Source organism: Burkholderia pseudomultivorans (assembly GCF_902499075.1).
GTDB lineage: Bacteria > Pseudomonadota > Gammaproteobacteria > Burkholderiales > Burkholderiaceae > Burkholderia > Burkholderia pseudomultivorans.
Map to the genome: position 1 here is coordinate 23683 of NZ_CABVPP010000061.1, position 16082 is coordinate 39764.

Annotated in this window: 14 protein-coding genes; 12 read left to right on the forward strand and 2 right to left on the reverse strand. The window is 67.7% G+C overall.

The genetic code is table 11. The annotated features are described in order from the left end of the window. The first annotated feature begins 8 nt into the window (after positions 1-8). The 3 genes from BST28156_RS28700 (at position 9) to BST28156_RS28710 (ending at position 2905) form a co-directional block, all read left to right on the forward strand. Positions 9-947: a MurR/RpiR family transcriptional regulator gene (locus BST28156_RS28700; RefSeq protein ID WP_174904003.1), complete on the forward strand. Its 939-nt coding sequence runs from the start codon at positions 9-11 to the stop codon at positions 945-947. Positions 948-949: 2 nt separating this feature from the next. After that, entirely contained in the window at positions 950-2431 is a 1482-nt protein-coding gene (locus BST28156_RS28705; protein ID WP_174904004.1) for an N-acyl-D-amino-acid deacylase family protein, read from the forward strand. Between the two features lie 87 nt (positions 2432-2518). Then, the gene (locus tag BST28156_RS28710; RefSeq protein ID WP_009691931.1) at positions 2519-2905 is read left to right on the forward strand and encodes a RidA family protein; all 387 of its coding nucleotides are present in this window, start codon (positions 2519-2521) and stop codon (positions 2903-2905) included. An 82-nt stretch (positions 2906-2987) separates the two neighbouring features. On the opposite strand, the gene queF is transcribed toward BST28156_RS28710, so the two are convergent. Together queF and ilvA are read right to left on the reverse strand one after the other, a co-directional pair. Beyond that, the gene (queF, locus tag BST28156_RS28715) at positions 2988-3812 is read right to left on the reverse strand and encodes an NADPH-dependent 7-cyano-7-deazaguanine reductase QueF (RefSeq protein WP_060240704.1); all 825 of its coding nucleotides are present in this window, start codon (positions 3810-3812) and stop codon (positions 2988-2990) included. Between the two features lie 12 nt (positions 3813-3824). Then, positions 3825-5348, reverse strand: a complete 1524-nt coding sequence (gene ilvA, locus BST28156_RS28720) for a threonine ammonia-lyase, biosynthetic (protein ID WP_174904005.1) — start codon at positions 5346-5348, stop codon at positions 3825-3827. Positions 5349-5928: 580 nt separating this feature from the next. Between ilvA and BST28156_RS28725 the strand changes: the two genes are divergently transcribed. The 9 genes from BST28156_RS28725 to BST28156_RS28765 all read left to right on the forward strand — a co-directional run. Then, on the forward strand, positions 5929-9948 hold the full coding sequence (locus BST28156_RS28725) for a DUF3683 domain-containing protein (protein WP_174904006.1): 4020 nt from the start codon (positions 5929-5931) through the stop codon (positions 9946-9948). Between the two features lie 74 nt (positions 9949-10022). Beyond that, positions 10023-10466, forward strand: coding sequence for an HIT family protein (locus BST28156_RS28730; RefSeq protein ID WP_174904007.1), 444 nt, complete (start codon positions 10023-10025; stop codon positions 10464-10466). Beyond that, complete coding sequence (locus tag BST28156_RS28735) at positions 10463-10876, forward strand: gamma-butyrobetaine hydroxylase family protein (protein WP_060240707.1); 414 nt, start codon at positions 10463-10465, stop codon at positions 10874-10876. The genes BST28156_RS28730 and BST28156_RS28735 overlap by 4 nt, the downstream gene beginning before the upstream one ends. Before the next feature lie 52 nt (positions 10877-10928). Then, a complete protein-coding gene (ubiE, locus tag BST28156_RS28740) occupies positions 10929-11660 on the forward strand; it encodes a bifunctional demethylmenaquinone methyltransferase/2-methoxy-6-polyprenyl-1,4-benzoquinol methylase UbiE (RefSeq protein WP_060240708.1) in 732 nt (243 codons plus the stop codon). A gap of 41 nt (positions 11661-11701) precedes the next feature. Then, positions 11702-12736, forward strand: coding sequence for a Tim44 domain-containing protein (locus BST28156_RS28745; RefSeq protein WP_174904008.1), 1035 nt, complete (start codon positions 11702-11704; stop codon positions 12734-12736). A gap of 140 nt (positions 12737-12876) precedes the next feature. Further along, positions 12877-13503, forward strand: a complete 627-nt coding sequence (locus BST28156_RS28750) for a ubiquinone biosynthesis accessory factor UbiJ (protein ID WP_009692410.1) — start codon at positions 12877-12879, stop codon at positions 13501-13503. A gap of 13 nt (positions 13504-13516) precedes the next feature. Next, positions 13517-15094 carry a ubiquinone biosynthesis regulatory protein kinase UbiB gene (gene ubiB / locus BST28156_RS28755; protein WP_009692409.1) on the forward strand — a complete coding sequence of 526 codons (1578 nt, stop codon included), beginning with the start codon at positions 13517-13519 and terminating at the stop codon, positions 15092-15094. A gap of 17 nt (positions 15095-15111) precedes the next feature. Then, positions 15112-15738, forward strand: coding sequence for a class I SAM-dependent methyltransferase (locus BST28156_RS28760; protein ID WP_174904009.1), 627 nt, complete (start codon positions 15112-15114; stop codon positions 15736-15738). Positions 15739-15833: 95 nt separating this feature from the next. Then, positions 15834-16082, forward strand: a 249-nt coding sequence (locus BST28156_RS28765) for an FmdB family zinc ribbon protein (protein WP_174904010.1), incomplete at its 3' end; no start/stop codon positions are given.

A 16082-nucleotide genomic window follows, 5' to 3' on the forward strand; every position in this document is an offset into this window, starting at 1 on the left:
TTCCGCAGATGAATACGCGCGCCACCCCCACCGTTATGCAGGCGACCACGCCCGAGCCGGCGCCGGTCGCGCCACCGGTCCTCGACATCGTCGCGCGGATTGCCGAATGCGCGCCCGAATTGCGTGAAGCCGAGCGCAAGGTTGCCGCGTTCATCCTTGCCGATCTCGCGCGCGCCGCGCATGCGAGCATCGGCGCGCTCGCACGCGACGCGGAAGTCAGCGTCGCGACGGTCACGCGCTTCGCGAAGGCCGTCGGCTGCCGCGACGTGCGCGAACTGAAGCTGCTCGTCGCGCAGGCGGCGGCCGTCGGCCAGCGCTTTTTCGTGCCGGCGGAAGACGCGCCCGTCGAAGATGCGAGCCCCGCATCGGTCGTCTACGACGAGATCCGCGTGGCGCTCGCGCACAACCACCAGCTGCTGCGCAACACGTCGTTCGACGCGGCGGCCGACCGGCTCGCGGCCGCGAAGATGATCTACGTGTACGGGCAGGGCGGCGGCTCGACCGCGCTGGCCGACGAACTGCGCTTCCGGCTCGTGCGCTTCGGCCGGCCGGTCGCGTCGTACCAGGACAGCCTGCTGCAGCGGATGGTGTCCGCGACGCTGTCGCGCGACGCGGTCGTCGTCGCGCTGTCGGTCAGCGGGCGCGTGCCGGAACTGCTCGAGAGCTGCCGTCTCGCGAAGCGCTACGGCGCGACGTTGATCGCGGTCACCGCGCCCGCGTCGCCGCTCGCGAAGCTCGCCGACCACCTGATTCCGGTCGTCGCGTTCGAAACCGATTTCATCTACAAGCCGTCGACATCGCGCTACGCGATGATGATGGCGATCGACGTGCTCGTGACCGGAGTCGCACTGCGGCTCGGCGATGCGGGCCGGGAATCGCTGCGTCGCATCAAGCATGCGCTCGATGCGCATCGCGGCGGCGGCGACCGTCAACCGGTAGGAGACTGACCATGCATTCGCATCCCGAAGCGGCCGATACGCTGATCGTCGGCGCGCAACTGTACGACGGCACCGGCGCGCCGCCCGTCACGCGCGACGTCGCGATCCGCAACGGCCTGATCGCGGCGATCGGCAACCTGTCGAACTGGCTTGCCGAGACCGTCGTCGATGCGAACGGCCGTGCGCTCGCGCCGGGCTTCGTCGACGTGCACACGCACGACGACACGCACGTGATTCGCGCGCCGCAGATGCTGCCGAAGATCTCGCAGGGCGTGACGACGGTGATCGTCGGCAACTGCGGGATCAGCGCGGCGCCGGTGACGCTCGCGGGCGACCCGCCCGACCCGATGAACCTGCTCGGCGAGCGCGACGCGTTCCGCTATCCGACCTTCGCCGACTATGTCGCGGCCGTGAACGACGCGCGGCCGGCGGTGAACGTCGCCGCGCTGATCGGGCACACGGCGTTGCGCAACAACCAGATGGATCGCCTCGATCGCGCAGCGACCGACAGCGAGATTGCCGCGATGCGCGCGCAGCTCGAGGAGGCGCTCGCGAACGGCGCGCTCGGGTTGTCGTCCGGTCTCGCGTACGGCTCCGCGTTCGCGGCGCCGGCCGAGGAGGTGATGGCGCTCGCCGAGCCGCTCGCGAACGCGGGCGCGCTGTATACGACGCACATGCGCACCGAGTTCGACGCGATCCTCGACGCGATGGAGGAGGCGTACCAAGTCGGCCGCCACGCGCGCGTGCCGGTCGTGATCTCGCACCTGAAATGCGCGGGCCCGTCGAACTGGGGGCGCAGCACCGAGGTGCTCGCATCGCTCGAAGGCGCGCGCCGCTACCAGCCGGTCGGCTGCGACTGCTATCCGTACAGCCGCAGCTCGTCGACGCTCGACCTGAAGCAGGTGACGGGCGACATCGACATCACGATCACGTGGTCCGAGCCGCATCCGGAAGTCGCGGGGCGGCTGCTGAAGGCGATCGCCGCCGACTGGGGCGTGACCGAGCAGGAAGCCGCGCAGCGCATTCGCCCGGCCGGCGCGGTGTACCACAACATGTCCGAGGACGACGTGCGCCGGATCCTGTCGCATCCGGCGACGATGGTCGGCTCGGACGGCCTGCCGAACGATCCGCTGCCGCATCCGCGGTTGTGGGGTGCGTTCCCGCGCGTGCTCGGCCATTACGTGCGCGACACGAACCTGCTGCCGCTCGAGGAGGCGATCCGCAAGATGACGTCGCTGTCCGCGCGCCGCTACGGGCTTGCGCGCCGCGGCGAGGTGCACGTCGGCTACCACGCCGATCTCGTGCTGTTCGATCCGGCGCGCGTGATCGACGCGGCGACGTTCGACAAGCCGCAGCAGCCCGCGCACGGGATCGACGCGGTGTGGGTGAACGGTGTGCTCGCTTACGAGAACGGCCAGCCGACCGGCGCGCGCGCGGGCGGTTTCGTCGCGCGCGGCGAACGTGCGCCGGCGAGCGCCGACGCCGCGTTCTGAACGCGGCCGAGCTGCCGATATTCCGCGCGCGCCGCTTGCGGCGCGCGCATTCGCAACCGAAACGGAACTGAAACGAGGAGTGAAACGATGAAGCGATATGGCGTAGGCGAAGCGAAGGGCACGGGCGGTCAGGTGATGCCGTTCGCGCGTGCGGTCGAGGCCGACGGCTGGCTGTACGTGTCGGGCCAGACGCCGATGGTGAACGGCGAGGTCGTCGAAGGCGGGATCGTCACGCAGTCGAAGCAGGCGATCGAGAACGTGATCGCGATTCTGAAGGAAGCCGGCTACGGCCTTGAGCACGTCGTGCGCTGCGGCGTGTGGCTCGACGATGCGCGCGACTTCGCGTCGTTCAACCGCGTGTTCGTCTCGTATTTCGGCGAGCATCCGCCGGCACGCGCGTGCGTGCAGTCGAGCATGGTGATCGACTGCAAGGTCGAGGTCGACTGTATCGCGTACAAGGCGCCGGCGAAGTAAGGCGGCGCGCGCTTGTCGCAAGTGAAATGAAAACAGCCCGGTCGATTCGACCGGGCTGTTTCGTTTGGCCCTTCACCCACCCTCACTGCCGCGCCGTCCGCGCGTTATCCGGCATCGGCTGGTTGTAGTTGGTCCGGAACGGATTGATGTCGAGCCCGCCGCGGCGCGTATACCGCGCATACACCGCGAGCTTCACCGGCTTGCAGCGATGCAGGATGTCGAGAAAGATCCGCTCGACGCACTGCTCGTGAAAGCCCGTGTGATTGCGGAACGAGATGATGTAGCGCAGCAGCCCCGCATGATCGATCTGCGGCCCGACATAGTGGATCTGCACGCTGCCCCAGTCCGGCTGCCCCGTCACCGGACAGTTCGACTTCAGCAGGTCCGACACCAGCGTTTCCTCGACTGGCGCTTCGTCTTCGGCGGCCGACAGCAGCGACGGGTCGGGTTCGTACACGTCGGCATCGAGGTCGAGCCGGTCGAGCGACAAGCCATCGAGCTCGTCCATCTCGAGCTTGCGGAAGTCGTGCGGCGACACCAGCTGCACCGACACGCTCGCGCCGCACGCGGCCGACACGTCGCGCTTGAGCACGTCGCGCACCGCGTCGACCGAATCGAACCGCGATTGCGCGAACGAGCCGAGATACAGCTTGAACGACTTCGATTCGACGATGTTCGGCGATTCGGCCGGCACGTAGAAGGTCGCGACCGCGACCTGCGGCTTGCCGCGCGCGTTCAGCCACGACAGCTCGTACGCGTTCCAGATGTCGGTGCCGAAGAACGGCAGCGCCGCCGTGATGCCGATCTGCTCGCGCGCGCCCGCGCGCGGGATCGGGAACAGCAGCGACGCGTCGTATTGCGATGCGTAGACGGTCGCCTTGCCGAGCGGGGAGTGTTCAGGATTCATTGCGTGATGCCTTTACGACAGGAAGAGGCGGTACGCCGGGTTGGCGCTCTCTTCGACATACGGATAGCCGAGCGCCGCGAGGAAGCGTTCGAACTCGGCGCGATCGGTCTGCGGCACCTGCAGCCCGACGAGGATCGAGCTGTAGTCCGCGCCCTGGTTCCGGTAGTGGAACAGGCTGATGTTCCAGTCCGGCGCCATCGACGACAGGAACTTCATCAGCGCGCCCGGCCGCTCGGGGAATTCGAAGCGGAACAGGCGCTCGTCGAGCGCGAGCGGCGAGCGGCCGCCGACCATGTAGCGGATATGCTCCTTCGACAGCTCGTCGTGCGTCAGGTCGACCGTCCTGAAGCCGTGCGACTCGAAGTTCGCGGCGATCTCCGCCGATTCGCCGCGGCGGCGGATCTGCACGCCGACGAAGATGTGCGCGGACTGCGCATCGGCGATCCGGTAGTTGAACTCGGTGACGTTGCGGTCGCCGACCAGCGAGCAGAAGCGCCTGAAGCTGCCGCGCTCTTCGGGAATCGTGACCGCGAACACCGCTTCGCGCGCCTCGCCGACTTCCGCGCGTTCCGCGACGAAGCGCATCCGGTCGAAGTTCATGTTCGCGCCGGACGTGACCGCGACCAGCGTCTGGTTCTCGATCCCTTCGCGTTCCGCATACAGCTTCGCGCCGGCCACCGCGAGCGCACCGGACGGCTCGAGCACGCTGCGCGTGTCCTGGAACACGTCCTTGATCGCCGCGCACAGCGCGTCGGTGTCGACCGTCACGACGCCGTCGAGGTATTCGCGGCAAAGCCGGAAAGTTTCCTCGCCGACGAGCTTCACCGCGGTGCCGTCCGCGAACAGGCCGACTTCGGCCAGCTCGACGCGCTTGCCGGCCTCGAGCGACTGCGCCATCGCGCACGAATCCTCGGCCTGCACGCCGATCACCTTGATCTCCGGGCGCACCGCCTTCACGTACGCGGCGACGCCGGACGCGAGCCCGCCGCCGCCGATCGGCACGAAGATCGCGTGGATCGGACCCTGGTGCTGGCGCAGGATCTCCATCGCGATCGTGCCCTGACCGGCGATCACGTACGGATCGTCGAACGGGTGTACGAACGTGAGGCCGCGCTCTTCCTGCACCTTGACCGCGTGCGCGTATGCATCGCTGTACGATTCGCCCGCCTGGATCACCTCGACGCCCGGGCCGCCGTGCGCGCGCACCGCGTCGACCTTCACCTGCGGCGTCGTGACGGGCACGACGATCACCGCCTTCACGCCCATCCGGGCCGCCGAGAACGCGACGCCCTGCGCGTGGTTGCCGGCCGACGCCGTAATCACGCCGCGCGCGAGCGCGTCGGCCGGAATGTGCGCCATCTTGTTGTACGCGCCGCGCAGCTTGAACGAGAACACCGGCTGGTTGTCCTCGCGCTTCAGGTACACGGGGTTGCGCAGCCGGGCCGACAGGTTGCGGGCGGGTTCGAGTTCCGTCTCGATCGCGACGTCGTAGACGCGCGCGGTGAGGATTTTCTTCAGGTAATCGTGGGAGGCCATGGGGGCTCGCGTGCGGTGCGGAAGCAGACGGTAAAGGATCAATGATAGCGCCAAGGGTCCCGCCGCATGCAAGCGGCGTGCCGCATGCGCGGCGCCGGCAGGTGCGGCGGCGGCGCCGTCCGGACGTCCGGCACGGCGTTTTTTACCGGTTTAACCGCCCGGTTACCGACCGGCCGGGCGGCGAATGATCAGGCGAAATCGCGGCGAGCCAGACCTGGCGCGGCTTCGCGGGATAGCCCCACGGGCTGTCCGGCGTGTCACGCGTGTTGCGATCATGGGTTAGAATTCCGTTTTGAATCAAGGATCGGAAGATGCAGAGGCACCCTCGGATCGCCGAATTGACGCCGTCGCCGCGCGCAGCCCATCCCGCGGCGGAACGGCATGCGCGCCGCGCGCGATCGTGCTGATGGCTCCGAGTGCCGCCAGGCCCTGTCGCCGTCCCGGAGTGGCGAATCCCTGCCCGCTCCGGCCCGATGCAGGACAGTCGCGCGCCTGGTAACAGAACAGATTTCCCCAAGATTGCGCCCACGCGCTTGCCGACGCCCGTGCACGGTGTATCGGCCCTCCGAGTCGTCCGAACATGAACGCACCACAAGTTTTCGATCCGCATGGCGCGGCCGCTGCCGTCGCCGCCGACCCCGCGCCCCGACTGCGCGAGATTCCCTATAACTACACGTCCTTCTCCGACCGCGAGATCGTGATCCGCCTGCTCGGCGAAGAGGCGTGGTCGGTGCTCGACGAGCTGCGCGCCGAACGCCGCACCGGCCGCTCGGCGCGGATGCTGTACGAGGTGCTCGGCGACATCTGGGTCGTGCGCCGCAATCCGTACCTGCAGGACGACCTGCTCGACAACCCGAAGCGCCGCGCGCTGCTGATCGAGGCGCTGAACCACCGCCTGACCGAAATCGGCAAGCGCCGCCGCGCCGACCTGACCGAGCACCACGACGACGCGGGCCGCGAGCGCGCGGTGCGCGTCGAGGCGCTCGAAGCGGCCGCGCAGCGCGCGGTCGACGAGTTCGCGGACGAATTCGACAAGATGGCCGAGCTGCGCCGCCGCGCGACCAAGGCGCTCGGCCGCTGCACGCAGAAGGACAACATCCGCTTCGACGGGCTGTCGCGCGTGTCGCACGTGACCGACGCGACCGACTGGCGCGTCGAGTACCCGTTCGTCGTGCTGACGCCCGACACCGAAGCCGAGATCGCCGCGCTGATCAAGGCCTGCTTCGAGCTCGGCCTGACCGTGATCCCGCGCGGCGGCGGCACCGGCTATACGGGCGGCGCGGTGCCGCTCACGCCGTTCTCCGCGGTGATCAATACCGAGAAGCTTGAGCAACTGGGCGCGGTCGAACTGACCGAGCTGCCGGGCGTCGCGCACAAGGTGCCGACGATCTTCTCCGGCGCGGGCGTCGTCACGCGCCGCGTGACCGAGGCGGCCGAGGCGGCCGGCTACGTGTTCGCGGTCGATCCGACCTCGCTCGACGCATCGTGCATCGGCGGCAACGTCGCGATGAACGCCGGCGGCAAGAAGGCCGTGCTGTGGGGCACCGCGCTCGACAACCTCGCCTGGTGGCGGATGGTCGACCCGGACGGCAACTGGCTCGAGGTCACGCGCCACGAGCACAACCAGGGCAAGATCCACGACATCGCGGTCGCGCGCTTCGAGCTGAAGTGGTTCGACGGCGCGTACGCGCCGGGCGAGAAGCTGCTGCGCTCCGAAATGCTCGAGATCGAAGGCCGCCGGTTCCGCAAGGAAGGGCTCGGCAAGGACGTCACCGACAAGTTCCTCGCGGGCCTGCCGGGCGTGCAGAAGGAAGGCTGCGACGGGCTGATCACGTCCGCGCGCTGGGTGCTGCACAAGATGCCCGCGCATACGCGCACCGTCTGCCTGGAGTTCTTCGGCCAGGCGCGCGAGGCGATCCCGAGCATCGTCGAGATCAAGGACTACCTGTTCGAGACCTCGAAGCAGGGCGGCGCGATCCTCGCCGGCCTCGAGCACCTCGACGAGCGCTACCTGCGCGCGGTCGGCTACGCGACCAAGAGCAAGCGCAACGCCTTCCCGAAGATGGTGCTGATCGGCGACATCGTCGGCGACGACGCCGATGCGGTCGCGCACGCGACGTCCGAAGTGATCCGGATGGCGAACGGCAAGAGCGGCGAGGGCTTCGTCGCGGTCAGCGCCGAGGCGCGCAAGCGCTTCTGGCTCGACCGCAGCCGCACGGCCGCGATCGCGAAGCACACGAACGCGTTCAAGATCAACGAGGACGTCGTCATTCCGCTGAACCGGATGGGCGAGTACACCGACGGCATCGAGCGGATCAACATCGAGCTGTCGCTGAAGAACAAGCTGCAGCTCATCGACGCGCTCGACGCGTTCTTCCGCGCCGGCAACCTGCCGCTCGGCAAGACCGACGACGCGAACGAGATCCCGAGCGCCGAACTGCTCGAGGACCGTGTCCAGCAGGCGCTCGAGCTGCTCAAGCGCGTGCGCGCGCGCTGGGAATTCGTGCGCGACCGGCTCGACCAGCCGCTGCGCGAGGCGCAGCACTATCTGGTGCAGCTCGGCTACGAGGCGCTCGCGGAGAAATTCGCGGATCGCGCGGACGAGCAGCCGGGCGCGACCGTGTTCCACGTCACGCAGGACCGCACGGTGCGGATCTCGTGGAAACAGGAGATCCGCGCGGAACTGCGCGCGATCTTCAACGGCGGCGCGTTCAAGCAAATCCTCGACGAAGCGCAGGCGATCCACAAGCGCGTGCTGCGCGGCCGCGTGTTCGTCGCGCTGCACATGCACGCGGGCGACGGCAACGTCCACACCAACATCCCGGTCAACTCCGACAACTACGAGATGCTGCAGGACGCGCACGCGGCGGTCGCGCGCATCATGACGCTCGCGCGTTCGCTGGACGGCGTGATTTCCGGCGAGCACGGGATCGGCATCACGAAGCTCGAGTTCCTGACCGACGACGAGATCGCCGAATTCCGCGCGTACAAGCAGCGCGTCGACCCGAACGGCCGCTTCAACAAGGGCAAGCTGCTCGACGGCGCCGACCTGCGCAACGCGTACACGCCGAGCTTCGGGCTGATGGGCTACGAGTCGCTGATCATGCAGCAGTCCGACATCGGCGCGATCGCCGATTCGGTGAAGGACTGCCTGCGCTGCGGCAAGTGCAAGCCGGTGTGCGCGACCCACGTGCCGCGCGCGAACCTGCTGTACAGCCCGCGCAACAAGATCCTCGCGACCTCGTTGCTGGTCGAGGCGTTCCTGTACGAGGAGCAGACGCGCCGCGGCGTGTCGATCAAGCACTGGGACGAGTTCAACGACGTGGCCGACCACTGCACGGTGTGCCACAAGTGCGCGACGCCGTGCCCGGTGAAGATCGACTTCGGCGACGTCACGATGAACATGCGCAACCTGCTGCGCAAGATGGGCAAGAAGAAGTTCAACCCGGGCCAGGCCGCGGGCATGTTCTTCCTGAACGCGACCAATCCGCAGACGATCAACGCCGCGCGCGGCGTGATGATGGGCGTCGGCTACAAGGTGCAGCGCTTCGCGAACGACATGCTGAAGAAAGTCGTGACGAAGCAGACGCAGCACCCGCCCGCGACGACCGGCAAGCCGCCCGTGGTCGAGCAGGTGATCCACTTCGTCAACAAGAAGATGCCGGGCAACCTGCCGAAGAAGACGGCGCGCGCGCTGCTCGACATCGAGGACAACAAGATCGTGCCGATCATCCGCAACCCGAAGACGACGACCGTCGATTCGGAAGCGGTGTTCTACTTCCCGGGCTGCGGCTCCGAGCGCCTGTTCTCGCAGGTCGGTCTCGCGACGCAGGCGATGCTGTGGGAGGCGGGCGTGCAGACGGTGCTGCCGCCGGGCTACCTGTGCTGCGGCTATCCGCAGCGCGGCGCGGGCCAGTACGACAAGGCCGAGAAGATCGTCACCGACAACCGCGTGCTGTTCCACCGCGTCGCGAACACGCTGAACTACCTCGACATCAAGACGGTGGTCGTGTCGTGCGGCACCTGCTACGACCAGCTCGCGGGCTACGAATTCGACAAGATCTTCCCGGGCTGCCGGATCATCGACATCCACGAGTTCCTGCTCGAGAAGGGCATGAAGCTCGACGGCGTCACCGGCACGCGCTACATGTATCACGACCCGTGCCACACGCCGATCAAGACGATCGACCCGGTGAAGCTCGTCAACGAGCTGATGGGCTCGGAGAAGGGCGGCTACCGGATCGAGAAGAACGACCGCTGCTGCGGCGAATCGGGCACGCTCGCGGTCACGCGTCCGGACGTGTCGACGCAGGTCCGCTTCCGCAAGGAAGAGGAGATCCGCAAGGGCGCCGCGAAGCTGCGCAGCATCCCGGTCGTGGCCGGCGGCGCACCGGCGCCGGCCGCCGCGAACGGCCCGGACGTGAAGATCCTGACGAGCTGCCCGTCGTGCCTGCAGGGTCTGTCGCGCTACAGCGAGGACGCGAACCTCGAGGCCGACTACATCGTCGTCGAGATCGCGCGCCAGGTGCTCGGCGAGAACTGGATGGCCGATTATGTCGCACGTGCAAACCATGGCGGGATCGAGCGCGTGCTGGTCTAATGCGGGCATGACGACGCCCGGGGAGGGCGCGGGCGCAGGCGTTGCAGCCGGCGCCCGTCCACATGGGAGCGACGATGGAATGCGTGTTTTGCCGTGAAGACGGCGGCGAGGTGCTCTGGCGGGACGACGTGCTGCGCGTCGTCCTCGCGACGGGCGAGCACGACTATCCCGGCTTCTGCCGGGTGATCTGGGGCGCGCACGTGGCCGAGTTCTCCGATCTCGGCGAGTCCGAGCGGGCACATCTGATGCGCGTGGTCTACGCGGTCGAGCGGGCCGTGCGCCGCGTGATGCAGCCGAACAAGGTGAATCTCGCGAGCCTCGGCAACATGGTGCCGCATGTGCACTGGCACGTGATCCCGCGCTTTTCGAACGACGCCCATTTCCCGCAGCCCGTCTGGGCGCCGCGCCAGCGCAGCGTGTCCGAGGCGCTGCTGCGCACGCGCGCCGCGCAGGCCTCGCTGCTGCACAATGCGGTGCGCGAGGAAATTCAACGCATGACCGATTCGAGGCAGCCATGAGCGGTTTGACTTCCACGACGCCGATTCCGTCCGGCGTCGTCGTGCACGCGGTGTCGCGCGTGCTCGAATTGCAGTACCCGAACGGCGACAGCTACCGGATTCCGTTCGAGCTGATGCGCGTGTATTCGCCGTCGGCCGAGGTGCGCGGCCACGGGCCCGGCCAGGAAACGCTGCAGACCGGCAAGCGCGAGGTGACGATCACCGCGCTGGAGGGCGTGGGCAATTACGCGTTGCAGCCCACCTTCTCCGACGGCCATTCGACCGGCATCTACTCGTGGGACCTGCTGTACGAACTGGCGACGCAGCAGGATGCGCTATGGCGCGACTATTTCGACAAACTGAAGGCGGCGGGCGTCGAGCGCGATGCGCCGATGCCGGCGGCGAGCGCGCCGCACGGCCACTGCCACTGAAATCGACGGCGCCCGTACGGCGCCGTCTTGCCATTTACTGAGGATCAACGCGATGAGCAAAACCCACTTCGGCTTCGAAACCGTCGAGGAAAACGATAAAGCGAAGAAAGTGGCGGGCGTGTTCCATTCGGTCGCGAGCAACTACGATCTGATGAACGACCTGATGTCGGCCGGCATGCACCGCGCATGGAAGGCGTTCACGATCGCGCAGGCGAACGTGCGCCCCGGCTACAAGGTGCTCGACATCGCGGCCGGCACCGGCGACCTGACCAAGGCGTTCGCGAAGGCGGCCGGCCCGAGCGGCGAAGTCTGGCACACCGACATCAACGAATCGATGCTGCGCGTCGGCCGCGACCGGCTGCTCGACAAGGGCGTGGTCACGCCGTCGCTGCTCTGTGACGCGGAGAAAATTCCGTTTCCGGACAACTACTTCGACGTGGTGACGGTCGCCTTCGGGCTGCGCAACATGACGCACAAGGACGCCGCGCTCGCCGAGATGCGCCGCGTGACGAAGCCCGGCGGCCGCGTGATGGTGCTGGAATTCTCGAAAGTCTGGGATCCGCTGAAAAAAGCGTACGATCTGTATTCTTTCAAAGTATTACCGTGGCTTGGCGACAAATTCGCGAAAGATGCCGACAGTTACCGGTATCTTGCTGAATCTATCCGGATGCACCCCGACCAGGACACGCTGAAGACGATGATGGAACAAGCGGGCCTCGACGCCGTCAAATATTACAATTTGTCAGGTGGCGTGGTAGCTTTACACCTCGGAACCAAGTACTAAGGGGTTCTTTCCATACATTTGTCTTACATCTGGAGATGCTGATGTCCGAATCGCGTTCGTTGTTCAACCGTAGCAAGCCGTCGAAGCCGTGGGCTCGACGGGTCGGCACGCTGTTGATGGTTGGCCTGCTCACGGCCGGCACGTTCGCATCGCTCGACGCCGAAGCCAGGCGCATGGGCGGCGGGCGCAGCATCGGCCGCCAGAACTCCACCGTCACACAGCGGCAGGCCACGCCGCCCGCGCAGCAGTCGATGCAGCAGGCCGCGCCGTCGCAGGCGCAGCGCGCGAACCCGGCCGCGCCGGCGCCGGCCGCGCAGCCCAACCGCTCGCGCTGGCTCGGGCCGATCGCCGGTCTCGCGGCCGGTCTCGGCATCGCGGCGCTGCTGTCGCACTTCGGCCTCGGCGAGGCGTTCGCCGGCATGATGTCGAACCTGATCGTGATCGCGCTGCTCGCGATGGTCGGCATCTGGCTGGTGCGCAAGTTCATGAATCGCCGTCGTCCGCAGGAGCCTGCGTATTCGGTCGGCGGCTCGGCATCGTCGTCGGGCGGCTACTCGCAGAGCCCGTCGTTCCAGCCGGGCAGCACGAGCAACTACTCGGGCAGCGGCAGCAACTATGCGAACGAAGCGCAGCGCGTGTTCGGCGGCGGTGCGCCGGCGGCGGGCGCCGCAGCGGGCGCGATGGCGGCCGCACCGCTGCAACTGCCGGCCGGCTTCGACGCCGACGCGTTCCTGCGTAGCGCGAAGGTCTACTTCGTGCGACTGCAGGCCGCGTGGGATCAGGGCAACCTGGCCGACATCCGCGAGTTCACGACGCCCGAGATGTTCGCGGAGATCAAGATCGATCTCGATTCGCGCGGCAACGAAGCGAACCAGACCGACGTCGTGCAGCTCGACGCCGAGCTGGTCGCGGTCGAGGATCGCGGCATCGAGCAGTCGGCGAGCGTACGCTTCCACGGCCTGATCCGCGAATCGGCGAATGCGCCGGCGGAGCCGTTCGACGAGGTGTGGAACCTGTCGAAGTCGGGCGGGCAGGGCTGGTTGCTCGCGGGCATCCAGCAGCTGAACGCGCACTGAGCGCAGCCGGCGGCCTGCGCGTCGCACTGCGACCGCTTGCCGCCCGGGTGTGTGGTCGGGCACGGTCTGCCGTCGATCCGACGTTACAATAGAAACCCGCGTGGGCGCCCGGCCCGCGCGGGTTTTTTCTTTCCCAGCCGATGACCTTTGCCGCCAAGCCTTTTGCTGCTGCCGTCAATCACCTGCTCGCGCGCGAATCATGGGCGCGCGACCGCTTGATTCCCTATGCGGGCAAGACTGCCCGAATCGACGTGCCGCCCGTCACGCTCACGCTGCTGGTGCAGCCTGACGGTTATCTGTCGGCGGTCGACGCGCACGATGCGCAACAGGTCGACGTGTCGATCGCGCTCGCGGGCGACACGGTCGCCGCGTTCGTGCAGGGCGGCCAGGCAGCCGTGATGAAGCACGTGAAGATCGAGGGCGACGCGGAGTTCGCGACCCAGATCGCGAAGCTGGCCGAGCACCTGCGCTGGGAACCGGAAGAGGATCTCGCGAAGCTGGTCGGCGACGCGGCGGCGCACCGGATCGCGACGGTCGTGCGCGACGCCGGCGCGCGTGCGCGCCGCACCGGCCGCAACGTGCTCGATTCCATCGCCGAGTACTGGCTCGACGAGAACCCGCAAGTTGTCCGGCGCGCGTCGCTCGGGGGATTCGACGCCGAACTGGCGCGCGCGCGCGACGCGCTCGCGCGGGTCGAGAAGCGGGTCGAGCGACTCGAACAAAAAATCGGCGCGCGCGCGGGTACAGGCCCGCGCGGCGCGCACTGAGGGGCCGCAGGGCATGCGCATTTTCCGTTTCATCAAGATTCTCTACACCGTCATCCGCTTCGGCCTCGACGAGGTGATGCTGTCCCGGATCGACGATCGCCGCGTGAAGCTGCTGCTGCGCATCACGACGATCGGCCGCCGCTATTCCGATCCGCCCGCGGTGCGGCTGCGCCATGCGCTCGAAAGCCTCGGCCCGATCTTCGTGAAGTTCGGCCAGGTGCTGTCGACGCGTCGCGACCTGCTGTCGGTCGACTTCGCGAACGAGCTCGCGAAGCTGCAGGACCAGGTGCCGCCGTTCGACTCGTCGGTCGCGATCGCGATCATCGAGAAGTCGCTCGGCGCGCCGGTCGACGAGATCTTCGACGAATTCGAGCGCGAGCCGATCGCGAGCGCGTCGATCGCGCAGGTGCATTTCGCGAAACTGAAGCAGGGCCAGCACGCGGGCAAGGCGGTCGCCGTCAAGGTGCTGCGCCCGAACATGCTGCCGGTGATCGATTCCGATCTCGCGCTGATGCGCGACATCGCGACGTGGGCCGAGCGCCTGTGGGCCGACGGGCGGCGCCTGAAGCCGCGCGAGGTTGTCGCCGAATTCGACAAGTACCTGCACGACGAGCTCGACCTGATGCGCGAGGCCGCGAACGGCAGCCAGCTGCGCCGCAACTTCGCGGGCCTCGACCTGCTGCTCGTGCCGGAGATGTTCTGGGATTTCTCGACGTCGCAGGTGCTCGTGATGGAGCGCATGACCGGTGTGCCGATCAGCCAGGTCGAGACGCTGCGCGCGGCGGGCGTCGACATCAAGAAGCTCGCGCGCGAGGGCGTCGAGATCTTCTTCACGCAGGTGTTCCGCGACGGCTTCTTCCACGCGGACATGCACCCGGGCAACATCCAGGTGAGTCTCGCGCCGGACACGTTCGGCCGCTATATTGCACTCGATTTCGGGATCATCGGCGCGCTGTCCGACTTCGACAAGAACTACCTCGCGCAGAACTTCCTCGCGTTCTTCAAGCGCGACTACCATCGCGTCGCGACGCTGCACCTCGAATCGGGCTGGGTGCCGCCCGAGACGCGCGTCGAGGAGCTCGAGAGCGCGATCCGTGCGGTGTGCGAGCCGTATTTCGACCGCGCGCTGAAGGACATCTCGCTCGGCCAGGTGCTGATGCGGCTGTTCTCGACGTCGCGCCGCTTCAACGTCGAGATCCAGCCGCAGCTCGTGCTGTTGCAGAAGACGATGCTGAACGTCGAGGGGCTCGGCCGCTCGCTCGACCCCGAGCTCGATCTGTGGAAGACCGCGAAGCCGTACCTCGAACGCTGGATGACCGAGCAGATCGGCCTGCGCGGCTGGTACGAGCGCTTCAAGGTCGAGGCGCCGCAGTGGAGCAAGACGCTGCCGCAGCTGCCGCGCCTGATCCACCATGCGATGGCCGCGCGCCACAACGCGCCGCGCGCGGCGAGCGAGGACCTGATGCGGCAGATCCTCGTCGAGCAGAAACGAACCAACCGGCTGCTGCAGGCGCTGCTGATCTTCGGCCTCGCCGTCGGCGTCGGGGCGCTCGTCGCGCGCGTGCTGCTCGCGCTCGCGTACGGCGCGTGACCGAAAGGAGCACGGCGATGTCCGACCCGAAACAACCGACTGCGCCGACGGCCGCCGATTTCTCGACGCGCGACCCGGGCGACGCATCGTTCTGGGACGAGCGCTTCGCGCGCGGCGTGACGCCGTGGGAATTCGGCGGCGTGCCGGAAGGCTTTCGCGCGTTCGCGGCGCGGCTCGGGCCGTGCGCGGTGCTGATTCCCGGCTGCGGCAGCGCGCAGGAAGCCGGTTGGCTCGTGCGGGCCGGCTGGCCGGTGCGCGCGATCGATTTCGCCGCGCAGGCGGTGGCGGCCGCGAAGGCGCAGCTCGGCGCGCACGCGGACGTGGTCGAGCAGGCCGATTTCTTCGCGTACCGGCCGCCGTTCGACGTGCAGTGGGTCTACGAGCGCGCGTTCCTGTGCGCGCTGCCGCCGGCGCGGCGCGCCGACTACGCGGCGAAGATGGCCGCGCTGCTGCCGAAGGGCGCGTTGCTGGCCGGCTACTTCTTCGTGATGGACAAGCCGAAGGGGCCGCCGTTCGGGATCAGGCGCGACGAACTCGACGCGCTGCTCGCGCCGCACTTCGAACTGGTCGACGATTTGCCGGTGGCCGATTCGCTGGCCGTATTCGAAGGGCACGAGCGCTGGCTGACGTGGCACCGCCGCTGAGGCCCCGATGTCGCGCCGGTTGCCGGGGCGCGCCGAGGTTTCGGCTATAATTCAAGGTTTTGCAAGCCGTTTCCAGTTTCTGCGGGAAAAATATCATGCCGATCTACGCCTATCGATGCGAAGCGTGCGGTTTCGCGAAGGACGTGCTCCAGAAGATGAGCGACGCGCCGTTGTCGCAATGCCCGGAATGCGGGAAGGATGCCTTTCGCAAGCAGGTGACTGCCGCGGGCTTCCAGCTCAAGGGTTCCGGTTGGTATGTCACCGATTTCCGCGGCGGCTCGGGCGGCACCAGCGCGCCGGCAGCGGCGTCGTCGGGCGACGCTGCAGCGGCCGCGCCTGCCGCC

Coding starts and splice junctions, on each gene's coding strand:
- BST28156_RS28725 (WP_174904006.1), top strand. CDS start 5,929: ATGAACGCACCACAAGTTTTCGATCCGCATGGCGCGGCCGCTGCCGTC.
- ilvA (WP_174904005.1), bottom strand. CDS start 5,348: ATGGCCTCCCACGATTACCTGAAGAAAATCCTCACCGCGCGCGTCTAC.
- BST28156_RS28735 (WP_060240707.1), top strand. CDS start 10,463: ATGAGCGGTTTGACTTCCACGACGCCGATTCCGTCCGGCGTCGTCGTG.
- BST28156_RS28730 (WP_174904007.1), top strand. CDS start 10,023: ATGGAATGCGTGTTTTGCCGTGAAGACGGCGGCGAGGTGCTCTGGCGG.
- BST28156_RS28745 (WP_174904008.1), top strand. CDS start 11,702: ATGTCCGAATCGCGTTCGTTGTTCAACCGTAGCAAGCCGTCGAAGCCG.
- BST28156_RS28705 (WP_174904004.1), top strand. CDS start 950: ATGCATTCGCATCCCGAAGCGGCCGATACGCTGATCGTCGGCGCGCAA.
- BST28156_RS28760 (WP_174904009.1), top strand. CDS start 15,112: ATGTCCGACCCGAAACAACCGACTGCGCCGACGGCCGCCGATTTCTCG.
- ubiB (WP_009692409.1), top strand. CDS start 13,517: ATGCGCATTTTCCGTTTCATCAAGATTCTCTACACCGTCATCCGCTTC.
- BST28156_RS28710 (WP_009691931.1), top strand. CDS start 2,519: ATGAAGCGATATGGCGTAGGCGAAGCGAAGGGCACGGGCGGTCAGGTG.
- BST28156_RS28700 (WP_174904003.1), top strand. CDS start 9: ATGAATACGCGCGCCACCCCCACCGTTATGCAGGCGACCACGCCCGAG.
- queF (WP_060240704.1), bottom strand. CDS start 3,812: ATGAATCCTGAACACTCCCCGCTCGGCAAGGCGACCGTCTACGCATCG.
- ubiE (WP_060240708.1), top strand. CDS start 10,929: ATGAGCAAAACCCACTTCGGCTTCGAAACCGTCGAGGAAAACGATAAA.
- BST28156_RS28750 (WP_009692410.1), top strand. CDS start 12,877: ATGACCTTTGCCGCCAAGCCTTTTGCTGCTGCCGTCAATCACCTGCTC.